This is a genomic window from Paraburkholderia aromaticivorans (assembly GCF_002278075.1).
GTDB classification, from domain to species: domain Bacteria; phylum Pseudomonadota; class Gammaproteobacteria; order Burkholderiales; family Burkholderiaceae; genus Paraburkholderia; species Paraburkholderia aromaticivorans.
Window position 1 is genome coordinate 698,723 of the sequence record NZ_CP022989.1, and the last position, 13,104, is coordinate 711,826.

At 64.0% G+C, this 13,104-nt stretch carries 12 protein-coding genes; 5 read left to right on the forward strand and 7 right to left on the reverse strand.

What is annotated here, in order from left to right:
* Window positions 1–349 precede the first annotated feature (349 nt).
* Genes ilvA through queF form a run of 3 tightly spaced genes read left to right on the forward strand, consistent with a single transcriptional unit; the run spans window position 350 to window position 3,620 of the window.
* On the forward strand, window positions 350–1,873 hold the full coding sequence (gene ilvA / locus CJU94_RS03040) for a threonine ammonia-lyase, biosynthetic (protein WP_095417500.1): 1,524 nt from the start codon (window positions 350–352) through the stop codon (window positions 1,871–1,873).
* A gap of 23 nt (window positions 1,874–1,896) precedes the next feature.
* Window positions 1,897–2,799, forward strand: a complete 903-nt coding sequence (locus tag CJU94_RS03045; protein WP_095417501.1) for a 5'-nucleotidase — start codon at window positions 1,897–1,899, stop codon at window positions 2,797–2,799.
* Window positions 2,796–3,620: an NADPH-dependent 7-cyano-7-deazaguanine reductase QueF gene (gene queF / locus CJU94_RS03050; RefSeq protein ID WP_095417502.1), complete on the forward strand. Its 825-nt coding sequence runs from the start codon at window positions 2,796–2,798 to the stop codon at window positions 3,618–3,620. Before CJU94_RS03045 ends, queF begins: the two co-directional genes overlap by 4 nt.
* A gap of 68 nt (window positions 3,621–3,688) precedes the next feature.
* On the opposite strand, the gene CJU94_RS03055 is transcribed toward queF, so the two are convergent.
* From CJU94_RS03055 to CJU94_RS03065, 3 genes are all read right to left on the reverse strand, one after another.
* Window positions 3,689–4,075, reverse strand: coding sequence for a RidA family protein (locus CJU94_RS03055; protein WP_064265547.1), 387 nt, complete (start codon window positions 4,073–4,075; stop codon window positions 3,689–3,691).
* A gap of 79 nt (window positions 4,076–4,154) precedes the next feature.
* Window positions 4,155–5,636, reverse strand: coding sequence for an N-acyl-D-amino-acid deacylase family protein (locus CJU94_RS03060; protein WP_095417503.1), 1,482 nt, complete (start codon window positions 5,634–5,636; stop codon window positions 4,155–4,157).
* Window positions 5,637–5,639: 3 nt separating this feature from the next.
* Entirely contained in the window at window positions 5,640–6,530 is an 891-nt protein-coding gene (locus CJU94_RS03065; RefSeq protein ID WP_095417504.1) for a MurR/RpiR family transcriptional regulator, read from the reverse strand.
* A 157-nt stretch (window positions 6,531–6,687) separates the two neighbouring features.
* On the opposite strand from CJU94_RS03065, the gene CJU94_RS03070 reads away from it, so the two are divergent.
* Window positions 6,688–7,965 (forward strand): amino acid deaminase, encoded by a 1,278-nt coding sequence (locus tag CJU94_RS03070; RefSeq protein WP_095417505.1) that lies wholly within the window; start codon window positions 6,688–6,690, stop codon window positions 7,963–7,965.
* 134 nt (window positions 7,966–8,099) lie between these two features.
* Here the strand turns inward: CJU94_RS03070 and CJU94_RS03075 are convergent, their stop codons facing one another.
* Entirely contained in the window at window positions 8,100–8,612 is a 513-nt protein-coding gene (locus CJU94_RS03075; protein WP_095417506.1) for a MarR family winged helix-turn-helix transcriptional regulator, read from the reverse strand.
* A 35-nt stretch (window positions 8,613–8,647) separates the two neighbouring features.
* Window positions 8,648–10,243, reverse strand: a complete 1,596-nt coding sequence (locus CJU94_RS03080; RefSeq protein WP_095417507.1) for an MDR family MFS transporter — start codon at window positions 10,241–10,243, stop codon at window positions 8,648–8,650.
* Between the two features lie 150 nt (window positions 10,244–10,393).
* Between CJU94_RS03080 and CJU94_RS03085 the strand changes: the two genes are divergently transcribed.
* Window positions 10,394–11,236, forward strand: coding sequence for an EcsC family protein (locus CJU94_RS03085; RefSeq protein WP_095417508.1), 843 nt, complete (start codon window positions 10,394–10,396; stop codon window positions 11,234–11,236).
* Here CJU94_RS03085 and CJU94_RS03090 read toward each other — a convergent pair.
* Window positions 11,206–12,162, reverse strand: a complete 957-nt coding sequence (locus CJU94_RS03090) for an alpha/beta hydrolase (RefSeq protein ID WP_095417509.1) — start codon at window positions 12,160–12,162, stop codon at window positions 11,206–11,208. The genes CJU94_RS03085 and CJU94_RS03090 overlap by 31 nt on opposite strands.
* 117 nt (window positions 12,163–12,279) lie before the next feature.
* Window positions 12,280–12,714: a CHRD domain-containing protein gene (locus tag CJU94_RS03095; RefSeq protein WP_095417510.1), complete on the reverse strand. Its 435-nt coding sequence runs from the start codon at window positions 12,712–12,714 to the stop codon at window positions 12,280–12,282.
* Window positions 12,715–13,104: the final 390 nt, after the last annotated feature.

Below are 13,104 nucleotides of genomic sequence, written 5' to 3' on the forward strand. Positions count from 1 at the left end.
GACGCTCCGCCGCGGGGCAAGACTCACGCGGGGCGGGCATCAAGTGGGCGATCCGAGGCTGCCAGTGCATCTTCCGATCCTTATTCCAAAATGGAATTCTACCGCATGATCCCGCCACGCGTTGACGGGTGAAATCGAAGTGGCAGTGGGGCTTTGGGCACTTTCATGGCGAATCGCGCGACGAAACTCGGCGAATCCCGTGACGGAACCCCTGCGCCGGATTGACCGACCGAACGGTCGGGTGAAACTGCGCGGCGTGGCCTCGGTGCAGAAGCCGGGAGCCTGAGCGTACACCGTTGGCGCTATCATTGACCCTTTCCCGTCTCGCAAAGCGCACCGCGCCACCCGCATGGCCTCCCACGACTACCTGAAGAAAACCCTGACCGCGCGCGTCTACGACGTGGCCCGCGAGACCGAACTCGAACGCGCGCCGAACCTGTCGGCACGTCTGCGCAATCCGGTCTACCTGAAGCGCGAGGACAACCAGCCGGTGTTCTCGTTCAAGGTGCGCGGCGCGTACAACAAGATGGCGCACATTCCGGCCGAGGCGCTGGAGCGCGGGGTGATTACCGCGTCGGCGGGCAATCACGCGCAGGGCGTCGCGCTGTCGGCGGCGCGCATGGGCGTGAAGGCGATCATCGTGGTGCCGGTGACCACGCCGCAGGTCAAGGTCGATGCGGTGCGCGCGCATGGCGGCCCGACCGTGGAAGTCGTGCAGTTCGGCGAATCGTATAGCGACGCGTATGGGCACGCGGTGAAGCTGCAGGAAGAGCGCGGCCTGACCTTCGTGCATCCGTTCGACGATCCCTACGTGATCGCCGGCCAGGGCACCGTCGCCATGGAAATTCTCAGCCAGCATCAAGGCCCGATTCACGCGATCTTCGTGCCGATCGGCGGCGGCGGACTCGCGGCGGGCGTGGCCGCCTATGTGAAATCGGTGCGCCCCGAGATCAAGGTGATCGGCGTGCAGACCGATGATTCGTGCGCGATGGCCGCCTCGCTGAAAGCCGGCGAGCGGGTCACGTTAAACGAAGTGGGTCTGTTCTCGGACGGCACGGCGGTGAAGCTGGTGGGTGAAGAGACCTTCCGCCTGTGCAGCGAATATCTCGACGACGTGCTGCTCGTGAATACCGACGCACTCTGCGCGGCGATCAAGGACGTGTTCCAGGATACCCGCAGCGTGCTGGAGCCCGCCGGCTCGCTCGCGGTGGCGGGCGCGAAACAGTACGCGGAGCGTGAAGGCATCGAGAACCAGACGCTGATCGCGATCACGTCCGGTGCGAACATGAACTTCGACCGCATGCGCTTCGTGGCCGAGCGCGCCGAAGTCGGCGAAGCGCGCGAAGCGGTGTTCGCCGTGACGATCCCCGAAGAGCGCGGCAGTTTCCGGCGCTTCTGCGAACTGGTGGGCACGCGCAGCGTCACCGAGTTCAACTACCGCATTGCGGACGCGCATTCCGCCCATATCTTCGTGGGCGTGCAGATCAGGAATCGCAGCGAATCCGCGCAGATCGCGGGCGCGTTCGAGGCACACGGCTTTGCCACCGTCGATCTGACTTTCGACGAACTCTCGAAGCAGCACATCCGCTACATGGTGGGCGGCCGCTCGCCATTGGCGCACGACGAACGGCTGTTCCGTTTCGAGTTTCCGGAACGTCCGGGCGCACTGATGAAGTTCCTCTCGTCGATGGCGCCGAACTGGAATATCAGCCTGTTCCACTACCGCAATCAGGGCGCGGACTACAGCTCGATCCTGGTCGGCATCCAGGTGCCCGAAAGCGAGAACGAGGTGTTCGAGCGTTTTCTCGCCACCCTCGGCTATCCGAACTGGGAAGAGACGCAGAACCCGGTGTATCGCTTATTCCTCGCCTGATCTTTTAGGACTGAAACGCGCAGATGGCTCTTTCGCTTGTCGACAAACTGGTGGTGGCAATCTCGTCGCGCGCGCTGTTCGACTTCGAGGAAGAAAACCGCGTGTACGAGGAAGGCGATCTGCAAGCCTATGAAGCGCTGCAGCGCGACCGCCTTGCCGTGCCCGCCAAACCGGGCGTGGCATTTCCGCTGATCCGCAAGCTGCTGGCCTTGAACGCGGGCGGCCATCGCGTCGAAGTGGTGATCCTCTCGCGCAGCGATCCGATCAGCGGACTGCGGGCGTTCCATTCGTGCCGCGAATACGGGCTCGCCATCGAGCGCGGCGTGTTTACTCGCGGACGCGCGCCGTTCGGCTATCTGAAGCCGTTGAACGCGTCGCTGTTTCTGTCGGCGAATCAGGAGGACGTGCGCGACGCGCTCGCCGCTGGATTTCCCGCCGCGCGCGTCTTGCCGGAATCGGCGAAAATGGCGAGCAAGTATCCGGACGAAATCCGCATTGCCTTCGACGGCGACGCCGTGCTGTTTTCCGACGAAGCCGAGCGCGTGTTCCAGAAGGACGGTTTGCGCGCCTTTGTCGGCCACGAGATTCACAACAAGGATCTGCCGCTCGCGGACGGCCCCCTGAAGCCATTGCTCGAAGCACTGCATCGGCTGCAAAAACTCGCGGACGACGCCGCGCCCATGCATATTCGTACGGCATTGGTGACGGCGCGCTCGGCGCCCGCGCATGAGCGCGCGATCCGCACCCTGATGGCGTGGAACATCGAAATCGACGAAGCGATGTTCCTCGGCGGCCTCGACAAGAGCGCATTTCTGCGCGAGTTCGAGCCGGACTTTTTCTTCGACGACCAAATTGGCCACTGCGAATCGGCCCGCGTCGTGACGGCGACGGGGCACGTGCTGAGTGGCATCGTGAACGCATCATGACACCCGAACAATCCCCGCTGGGTAAGGCCTCCACTTACACCGAACAATACGACGTTTCGCTGCTGTTTCCGATCGCGCGCAAGAATGCGCGCGAGGCGATCGGCATCGGCGCGCAGTTGCCGTTCTTCGGCACGGACATCTGGAATGCCTACGAGCTGTCCTGGCTGAATGCGCGCGGCAAGCCGCAGATCGCGGTGGCGACTTTCTTCGTGCCGGCGGACTCGCCGAACATCGTCGAGTCGAAGTCGTTCAAGCTCTATCTCGGTTCGTTCGCGCAGACCGCATTCGAGTCGATGGACGCGGTGCGCGACACGATCAGGCGCGATGTGTCCGCGTCGTGCGGCGCGACCGTCTCCGTTCATCTGACGGCGCCCTACGAGTTCGGCAAATTGCAGATGGAAGAATTCGAAGGCTTGTCGCTCGACCGGCTGGATCTGGATACCGATATCTATCAGCCGGACGCATCGTTGCTGAAAGCGGCGCTGCATGAAGCGCCGGTCGAAGAAACGCTGTTCTCCAACTTGCTGAAGTCGAACTGCCCGGTGACGGGGCAGCCCGATTGGGGCAGCGTGCAGATTCATTACGTGGGCCCGCAGATCGATCACGCGGGCTTGCTGCGCTACATCATCTCGTACCGGAATCACACCGGCTTTCACGAGCAGTGTGTCGAGCGGATTTTCATCGACGTGCTGAAGGCCTGCAAGCCCGTTAAGCTCGCGGTGTACGCCCGTTACACGCGGCGCGGCGGACTGGACATCAATCCGTTCCGCACGAATTACAACTTGCCGATGCCGGACAATATGCGTCTCGCCCGGCAGTAACCGGCAGGTTCTTCGCCGCGGATGCCGATGCGAATCCGCGGCGAACCAATCCGGCTGAATGTTCAGGCTCAGGCCGCGGGCTTCTTATAAGCCACGCAGTCCACTTCGACCCGGCAATCGATCACCATCGAAGAAACCACGCAGGCGCGCGCCGGCGGGTTCTCGCCGAAGTACTCGCGGAACACCTTGTTGAACGACGCGAAGTCACGCGGATCATCCAGCCACACGCCGCAGCGGACCACATGCTCCGCGCCATAGCCAGCCTCCTTCAGAATCGCGAACACGTTCTGAATCGCCTTGTGCGATTGCTCGACGATACCGCCGTTTATCACTTCGCCGTTTTCCATCGGCGTCTGGCCGGACACGAACAGCCAGCCATCCGCTTCGACCGCACGTGCAAACGGCATATGCTGACCGCCCGTTCCCTTCCCGCCTTCAACGCCATATCGCTTCATCATCACACTCCTTAAAAAGTCCGGCGGCGCGCCCGGCAGAATCGCCGCGCGCGCCGCCATCAACCATTCAACAAAGAATTCAGAACGCGCCGTGCGCGTCACCCTTCGACGCCGCGCCGCGCGCGACGAAGTGACCGGCTCGCTCGCCCGTCACTTTGCCATCCCGGTACGACAACACGCCGTTCACCCATACCGCGTCGATGCCGTCGGCGGCCTGCTGCGGGTTTTCGAAAGTCGCCGCGTCGCGCACCTTGGCCGGGTCGAACAGCACCAGGTCGGCGTGATAGCCGATATGCACCTCGCCGCGCTGCGCCAGACCAAAGCGCCGCGCCGACAAGCTGGTCATCTTGCGCACCGCCTCTTCGAGCGGCAGCAAGCCCGCGTCGCGCGCATAGTGGCCGAGCACGCGCGGAAACGCGCCCCACAAGCGCGGATGCGGCAGCGGATCGTTCGGCAGCCCATCCGAGCCGACCATGGTCGCGGGATGCGAGAGGATGCGCCGCACGTCCTCTTCGGACATGTTGTGGTACACCGCGCCCGCCGGCTGTAGACGTTTGCCCGCTTCCTGCTGCGTAACGCCCCACTCCGCCGCAACCTCCTTGATCAGCTTGCCCGCCATCTCCGGATGCGGCTCCGACCACGTAATCGTGATGTCGATATCGCCCGTCACCTGCTTCAGATCGAGCGTCGACGAACTGCGGTTGTACGGATAGCAGTCGCAACCAATCGGCTGAAGGCGCCGTGCGCCTTCCAGCGACTTCAGCACTTCTTCACTGCGGCCCCAGTTGGACGGACCGGCGCACTTCAGATGCGAAATCACCACCGGCACGTGCGCGTGACGGCCCACGCGGTACGCTTCGTCCATCGCTTCGAGAATCGCGTCGAACTCGGTGCGCATGTGCGTGGTGTACAACGCACCGGCTGCGGCGAGTGGTTCGGCCAACGCCATCACTTCTTCAGTCGGCGCGGCGAATGCCGAGCCGTACGCGAGCCCTGAACTCAGACCCAGCGCACCGTTGGCCAACGCTTCTTCCAGTTGCGCGCGCATGCCGTCGATTTCCTGTCCGGTCGCCGCGCGATCGAGCCGGTCCATCTGGTTGCTGCGCAGCGCCGTATGCCCGATCAGCGCGCCGACGTTCACCGCCGGCCGCGCCGCATTCACCGCTGCGACATACGCGGAGAAGGTCGGATACTGGAACGCGTCGCGCTCGCCGAGCAGGTTCATCGGATCGGGCGGATCGCCCTTCAGCGCGACCGGCGACGCGCTGATACCGCAATTGCCGACGATCACCGTCGTCACGCCTTGCGTGATCTTCGGCAGCATTTGCGGCGAACGGATCACATGCGTGTCGTCGTGCGTGTGAACGTCGATGAAGCCCGGCGCCAGCGCGCGGCCTTCGGCCTCGATCACTTCTTCGGCGAGCCAGTTCGACAGATTGCCGATCGCGACGATGCGGCCGTCACGAACCGCGACATCGCGCTCGACCGGCGGCGCGCCCGTGCCGTCGTACAGTTGCGCGCCGACGATCAGCGTATCGGCGGCTTCGGGATGCGAATGCATGGATCAGTCTCCTAACGGTTGTCGATCGCCGCCGCCGCGGTGCGTGTCGAGTGCGTGCTTCATGCGGCGCAGCAATTCGCGGCTCTCGTCACCCTGACTGACGGCAAGTTCGGTGACGAGCACATCGAGCGCCATCATCATCGCGTAGCGCGACGACGACGGCTTGTAAATGAAGTCGGTTTCAAAGGCGACGATCGGGATCACCCAATCGGCCAGTCTGGCAAGCGGCGAAGCCGGCGCGGTCAGCGCGATCACGGTCGCACCGTAGCTGCGCGCGATCTTGCAGTTCTCGACCATCTCGGGCACGCGCCCGGTGGTGGAGAGCGCGATCACCACGCATTCACGCGACACGGTGCTCGCCACCATGCGTTGCAGCAAGCCGTCCTGATAGGTCGCGACCGGCCGGCCGAGGCGCACAAGCCTGAAGCGCATTTCGTCGGCGAGCGCGGTGGAACCGCCGCCCATGCCGAACACGTAGATCATGCGCGCCGCGCGCAAAGCGACCGCCGCTTCGCCGAGCGGCGCCTGACGCAGCAATTGATGGTTGTGCGCCAGCGCGGTTTGCAATTCGTCGAACACACGGGTCGCGATCGGCTCGGGCGCATCGCCCGCGCTGCCCGGCTGCAGGAAGCGCTGACCGACCGCGGCCGCCTGTGCGAGCCGCAGCTTGAGTTCGCGCACGTCGCGGCAACCCACAGCCTTGGCAAAGCGCGTCACGGTCGCCACGCTCACCTCGGCCTGCTGTGCGAGCGCGCCGATGCTGGCGCGCGAAGCGCCCGTGAGATCGTCGAGAATCAGCGCGGCAACCTTGCGTTCGGCCGAGCGTAGTTCCGGCGCGCATTCGGCGATGCGCGCGACGATGTCGAAAGTGAGCGGTTCGGCGGTTGAGTTCATTGCAGACTTTGGGATGCGGCGCGAAGGCTGAACAAACGCTCACCACGCGCCTTCGGCAAGCCGTGGTACTAAATAACATTTCTTCATCCATCGTACTTTCGGTAACATGCTAAAGTCAACTTTGATTCAATTTAACTGGACGATGGAGCAAGGAGACATGAAAGTTACAAACTATCAGGGCGCGACGATTGATCCTTATAGCAAGGGCTTGGGCATGGTTCCGGGCACCAGCATCCAACTCACGGATGCCGCGCGCCTCGAGTGGAACCTGCTGAACGAAGACGTGAGCCTGCCGGCCGCCGTGCTGTACGCGGACCGGGTGGAACACAACCTGAAATGGATGCAGGCATTCGTCGCGGAATACGGCGTCAAACTCGCGCCGCACGGCAAAACCACCATGGCGCCGCAGCTGTTTCGCCGTCAACTCGAAACCGGCGCGTGGGGCATCACGCTCGCCACCGCGCACCAGGTTCGCGCGGCTTATCACGGCGGCGTTTCGCGCGTGCTGATGGCCAATCAGCTGATCGGCCGCCGCAACATGATGATGGTCGCCGAGTTGTTGAGCGATCCGGATTTCGAATTCTTCTGCCTCGTCGATTCGGTCGAAGGCGTCGAGCAACTGGGCGAGTTTTTCAAATCGGTGAACAAGCAGTTGCAGGTGCTGCTCGAACTCGGCGTGCCGGGCGGCCGCACGGGCGTGCGCGACGCCGCGCAGCGTAACGCGGTGCTGGCAGCGATTGCACGCTATCCGGACACGCTGCGGCTCGCCGGCGTCGAGTTGTATGAGGGCGTGCTCAAGGAAGAGCACGAAGTGCGCGAGTTCCTGCAAAGCGCCGTCGCGGTGACCCGCGAACTCGTCGAGCAAGGGCGCTTTGCGCGTACGCCGGCGGTGCTGTCAGGCGCGGGGTCGGCGTGGTACGACGTGGTCGCGGAGGAATTCGTGAAGGCGTCGGAAACCGGCAAGGTCGAGGTCGTGCTGCGTCCCGGCTGCTATCTGACGCACGACGTCGGTATCTATCGCAAGGCGCAGACGGACATCTTCGCGCGTAATCCGGTCGCGAAGAAAATGGGCGAAGGGCTGCTTCCCGCGTTGCAGTTGTGGGCGTATGTGCAGTCGATTCCCGAGCCGGATCGCGCCATCATCGGTCTGGGCAAGCGCGATTCCGCGTTCGACGCGGGCATGCCGGAACCGGCGCGCCACTATCGTCCGGGCAACGAAGCGCCGCGCGATGTCGCGGCGACCGAAGGCTGGGAGATTTTCGGCTTGATGGATCAGCATGCGTATCTGCGGATTCCCGCCGGCGCCGATCTGAAAGTGGGCGACATGATCGCGTTCGACATTTCGCACCCGTGTCTGACGTTCGACAAGTGGCGTCAGGTGCTGGTGGTCGATCCGGCGTATCGCGTCACGGAAGTGATCGAAACGTTCTTCTGATTCTTCTTGCGAAAGGCGCGCCTTGAGACAACCGGGCGCGCCTTTTCGTGGTGTTTCGGAACATGCGGGGCGAGAGCGACGGCCTCTGTGATCACCCAACTGCTGCGTGCGGCGCTCAAGCCGCTTACGACGCGTTAAGGCTGACGCGCGGCTTCGCCGTCCGTCACTTCGGATGCCCGCGGTCCATCGGCGGAGCCTGCTCCCGTGGCGCCGGCCGTCGCCGCCACTTCCCCAATCCTCACCTCGAGCATCTTCAGTGCGTCCGAGAGTGCGCCCAGCGCCTCGTCCGGCAGCGCCGCCATCGTGTCGTGCAGAAACGCATTGCGACGCGGCAGGCTCGCTTCGGTCGCCGACTGCCCGGCTTCGGTCAGACGCACATTGGTCACGCGGTTATCGCGCGTGTCCATGCTGCGGGCGATCCAGCCCAAACCTTCCAGCGTTTTGAGCTGCCGCGTCAGCGCACCCGGATCGACACGCAGGCGCTCCACCAGCCGCTTCTGCGACGACTCGCCCGCCTGCTCGTGCAGCGCGAGCAGAATGCGCCAGCGCGGCAGCGGGTGGCCGACCTGCGCCTCGAAGGCCGACATGAACGCCCGATAAGTGCGCCCGAATTGCTGCATGACGGCGACGCGGTCCTGTTCTTCCATGATCTGCTCAGTAAAACGATAAGTCTAAAAAAAAATCAGTCCGCGTGAATCACGGGCTCGAGCTTGCGCTGGAGCTTGATCGGCGGCACGCGGCGGCTTTGCCAGACCGACACCACGGCGATGATCGCCGCCATGGCCAGCCCCAGATGAATGGCCGCGACGAGCGCTTCGCGCGCGCTCTCGAGCAGCATCGCGCCGTTATGGCCCGCGTGCGTCAACTGGCCGAGCAAGGTGGTTTGCGCGTCGCGATTGATGAGGATTTGCGGGTCGCCGAGGTCCGCGAACCATTGCGACGCGTGATCGTTTTCGAGCGCGCTGCGCACGCCGCTCGCGTACATGTGGCTGACCAGCGTGCCGGTCAGCGCCGTGCCGATCATGCCGCCGATCATCCGCAGCGACTGCAGCAGCGCCGTCGCGATACCGAGATGTTCGCGGCCGGCCGTTTGCTGCGCGAAGATCGTCAAGTTCGGCATGACGAAACCGAGCCCCAATCCGCCGACCACCATGAACGACATCAACAGCCATTGCGGCATGGCGCGCGTCGCGACGACCACGCCCAGGCACGCCAGCGCGAGCAGCGTGAAGCCGACGTACAGCATCAGGTTCGGATTGCGCACGCGTGAAACGATGCGGCCGTTGGCAATGCTGCCGATCGTGATGAATACGACCAGCGGCGTGATGACGAGCCCCGCCTCTTTCGGCGACATGCCGAAGCCGCCCTGGAACAGCAGCGGCGCATAGAACAGCAGCGAGAACATCGTGAAGCCGCCCAGCACCGCCAGCGTGAAGAGCGCGGCGAGACTGCGGTTGCGGAACATGTCGACTGGCAGGATCGCCGTCGGGCAGCGCTTTTCCCACTGCCACAGCGCGTAAGCCGATGCGACGCTCAACAGGAGCAGCGCGGCCGCACCCAGGCTCACGCCATGCTTGGGCAGCAACTCGACGAACAATTGCAGCGCGCCGAGCGCCACGGCGATCAGCACGGCGCCGGGCCAGTCGAGCCGCATCTTGCCTTCGTGTTCGACGTGACGCAGATGCGGCAGGAAGCGCCATACAAAGAACAGCGACAAAAGGCCCACCGGCAGATTCACATAGAAGACCGAGCGCCAGCCGTAGTACTGCGTGAGGAACCCGCCGAGCGACGGGCCGACCGCGTTCGCAATACCGAAGGCCGAACTCATCAACACTTGCCAGCGCAAACGCACGACCGAGTCGGGGAACAGATCGGGAATACAGGCGAACGCGGTGCCGACCAGCATGCCGCCGCCGATGCCCTGCAGGCCGCGCGCGAGCACGAGGAACAGCATGTTGTTGGCCGCGCCGCACAGCACCGAGGCGCCCGTGAACACGACGATCGACGCGATCACGAACGGCTTGCGCCCATAGTAATCGCCGAGCCGGCCGAAAATCGGCACGGTAATCACCGAGGTCAGCAAATATGATGTGGCGACCCACGCGTACAACTCGAAACCCTTGAGTTCGGCGACGATGGTGGGCAAAGCGGTGCCGACCACGGTCTGATCGAGCGCGACCAGCATCGTGACGAAGGAGATGCCGAGCATCGCCAGAAGCGATTCGCGGAACGGTAAAACTTGCCCACTCGAGTGGTGGGCCGCGGTATGGACAGCCATTTTTGATAGCGCAACAGTTGACTTGTCAAGCGATGGGGAATCATACCACGGTGAGACGCTCTAATCGGGACACGCCGCCGCGGTGCGCCGCGGCGGCAACCGACTGAAGAATGTCGATCAGAACGCACACCCATCACGCCAGGGAGGCACATGCAGCCGAGTTCGCTCGCAGCACACTCGTTATCGGACGACGACCTGAAAGCGCTGCGGCGCGCGAAACACGAACTGGAAAGCCCGGCTCTGGCAATGAAACTGGCCAGCATCGTCGGCGCACCGCTGGAAAAGCTGCTCTCGCGCATGCCGGCGTTCGCCAACGAAAAAGTCGCGGACGCGACCGAGCTGGCGTTGCGCAAGTGCCTCGCGATCGCGTTGCGCACGCTGGGGCGCAAGGACAGCGCACTTCCGCTGACAGCCCCGGAGAAGCCGAGCAATCTGCTGCACAAGTTCGCGGTGGCGACCACCGGCGCGGCCGGCGGCGCGTTCGGACTGTTCGCGCTGCCCGTCGAATTGCCGGTCACGACCACGCTGATGTTTCGCTCGATCTGCGACATCGCGCGCAGCGAGGGCGAGGATCTGACCGCGATCGACACGCAACTGCAATGTCTGACGGTGCTTGGCATGGGCAGCACGTCCAGTGCCGACGACGACGCCGACTTCGGCTACTTCATCATGCGCGGCGCGCTGGCGCAGGCGGTGTCGAAGGCGTCATCCGAGATCGCCACCAAAGGTTTCACCACGCACGGCTCCGCGGCTTTGCTGCGCCTCGTCAACACGATCGCTGCGCGCTTTTCGGTGCAGGTGAGCGAACAGATCGCCGCCAAATCGATTCCGGCGATCGGCGCGGTGCTCGGCGCGATGGTCAATACGGTTTTCATCGACCACTTCCAGCAGGTCGCGCATGCGCACTTCACCGTGCGGCGGCTGGAACGGCAATACGGTCAGCGGACGGTCGAGGCCGCGTATCAGACCATCGACATCGCGCTCGACGGCTGAGACGCGGGGCTCGTCACGCGCCGCACGAAGGTGGCGGCGCGCTCGAGTGCGCGATTGCCTTCCGGGATGAACGGCGCGAAGATCGGCCAGACATGCGGCATCTCCTTCCACACTTCGAGTTCGCAGTCGACGCCCACCGCGCGCGCATTGTCGGCCACGCGCCGCGAGTCGTCGAGCAACACCTCGGTGCTGCCCGCCATGATGAAAAGCGGCGGCAAACCGTGCAGGTCGGCATACACGGGAGAGGCGTAGGGATGTGTGGCAGGCGTGTCGCCGAGATAAACCCTGGCCGCCAGCGCGATCGCCGGGCCGCTGAACATGGGATCGAGACCGTCGTTGCTGCGGATGCTGGGGCCGGTCGCAGCCAGATCGGTCCACGGCGAAAACAGCAGGCCGCCGGCTGGCAGGGGATCGCCGGCGTCGCGCAACGCCGCCAACGTGGCGAGCGCAAGCCCGCCGCCTGCCGAATCGCCCGCTATTACGATGGACGCGGGCGCGATGCCATCGGCGATCAACCGGCGATAGGCCGCGGTTGCGTCGTTCAATGCCGCCGGAAAGCGATGCTCCGGCGCGAGACGATAGTCGAGCGAAAAAACGGCAGCGTTGGCACGCGTCGCCAGACCGAACACGAGCGAGCGATGCGTACGCGGCGAGCAGAAGTAATAGCCGCCGCCGTGGCAATACAGTATGGTTGGACCGGGGCTCGCGGCTGGCGCACCCTCGGCGCGCTCGATCCACTCGCCGCGCAACGGCATATCGCCCGCGCCGTACAGCTCACGCAGACGCCAGCCGCGAGGCACCCGCGGCACCCAGACGCGCCTCGCGGTCAACGCGCGAGCTCTCTCGACATTGATGCGCGGCTTGAGGGTTTCGGGTCGGAACTGCCTGCGCAGATACCAGCACGCGAGTGCGCTTTGCCAGCTCATCGGGACACGCTCCTTCGATTATGTCCCGTCATGTTACGGGCGTTCACCGCAGCGCCGGTGGACGACCGCTTCTAAATCTCAAAGCGGTCGCCGCCGCCCGGAAAGGCTTTCCGCTCGCTAGTTCGCCGGTAAGACCTGCCCGCGAATTTCACCCATCGGGTTCTGCGCGGTATGGACGTTGAAGTACCACTGCCCGGCCATCAGGTCCGTCACCTGCTGCTCGGTGAGCGCCGCCGATCCTTTGATCGGGCTGGCGAGCGCCCCCTTGTCGATCGGCACCTGGACCTTGGCGTTCTGGCCTACCGGGGCGGGCCCGTGGAAATGCGCGGCAGTTGCCGGGCCGCTCAAACCTTCATAGGTAATCGTCCATTGCAGGGATTTGGTCGACGTGTCGAATGTGGCGTTCAACATGCCGTGTCCGTGGCTCACGCGAGGCGGTACTTCGCTCGACGGTTCGAGATCCGCCTTCATGGCCACCGTATCCGCGAAGGCGACGCCCGACGCCAACGCCCACAACACCACAGCGAGATTCAGTTTTCGAAGCGCAATCATGGTCTTCTCCGGACTTGATGCACCGCCGCACCGACACTTCGGCCGCGCGGAGCCACCACATACTAGTTCAAATCCGCCGAGCCTGTTTGTACCGCCCTACCGTGCGTGAATAGTGCGGCCGCCACACGCTGTGTGGTCGTGCACCACGCGCGCGACGCTACTTTCAGCGGATGAAACGCGGCAACTTCATAGTTGTCCGTAGCGATCCCCGTCTCGCCCACGAGCGGAAAAGTTCGCCACCTCGTCCCGATGGCTTGGCCGCGCGGCCGCGCGACTGGCGGCTCACCACCCAAACATGGCGATGACGCGATGTACCGGTATCGTTTTAAGCGAAATTCTCAAACAGTTAATTGTGGATTTTGTAGTGAATGCGCGGCGATATCCCGGTTA

What these genes read in the sequence shown, in the direction of transcription:
- ilvA (WP_095417500.1), top strand. Translation starts at nt 350, where the DNA reads ATGGCCTCCCACGACTACCTGAAGAAAACCCTGACCGCGCGCGTCTAC.
- CJU94_RS03045 (WP_095417501.1), top strand. Translation starts at nt 1,897, where the DNA reads ATGGCTCTTTCGCTTGTCGACAAACTGGTGGTGGCAATCTCGTCGCGC.
- queF (WP_095417502.1), top strand. Translation starts at nt 2,796, where the DNA reads ATGACACCCGAACAATCCCCGCTGGGTAAGGCCTCCACTTACACCGAA.
- CJU94_RS03055 (WP_064265547.1), bottom strand. Translation starts at nt 4,075, where the DNA reads ATGAAGCGATATGGCGTTGAAGGCGGGAAGGGAACGGGCGGTCAGCAT.
- CJU94_RS03060 (WP_095417503.1), bottom strand. Translation starts at nt 5,636, where the DNA reads ATGCATTCGCATCCCGAAGCCGCCGATACGCTGATCGTCGGCGCGCAA.
- CJU94_RS03065 (WP_095417504.1), bottom strand. Translation starts at nt 6,530, where the DNA reads ATGAACTCAACCGCCGAACCGCTCACTTTCGACATCGTCGCGCGCATC.
- CJU94_RS03070 (WP_095417505.1), top strand. Translation starts at nt 6,688, where the DNA reads ATGAAAGTTACAAACTATCAGGGCGCGACGATTGATCCTTATAGCAAG.
- CJU94_RS03075 (WP_095417506.1), bottom strand. Translation starts at nt 8,612, where the DNA reads ATGGAAGAACAGGACCGCGTCGCCGTCATGCAGCAATTCGGGCGCACT.
- CJU94_RS03080 (WP_095417507.1), bottom strand. Translation starts at nt 10,243, where the DNA reads ATGGCTGTCCATACCGCGGCCCACCACTCGAGTGGGCAAGTTTTACCG.
- CJU94_RS03085 (WP_095417508.1), top strand. Translation starts at nt 10,394, where the DNA reads ATGCAGCCGAGTTCGCTCGCAGCACACTCGTTATCGGACGACGACCTG.
- CJU94_RS03090 (WP_095417509.1), bottom strand. Translation starts at nt 12,162, where the DNA reads ATGAGCTGGCAAAGCGCACTCGCGTGCTGGTATCTGCGCAGGCAGTTC.
- CJU94_RS03095 (WP_095417510.1), bottom strand. Translation starts at nt 12,714, where the DNA reads ATGATTGCGCTTCGAAAACTGAATCTCGCTGTGGTGTTGTGGGCGTTG.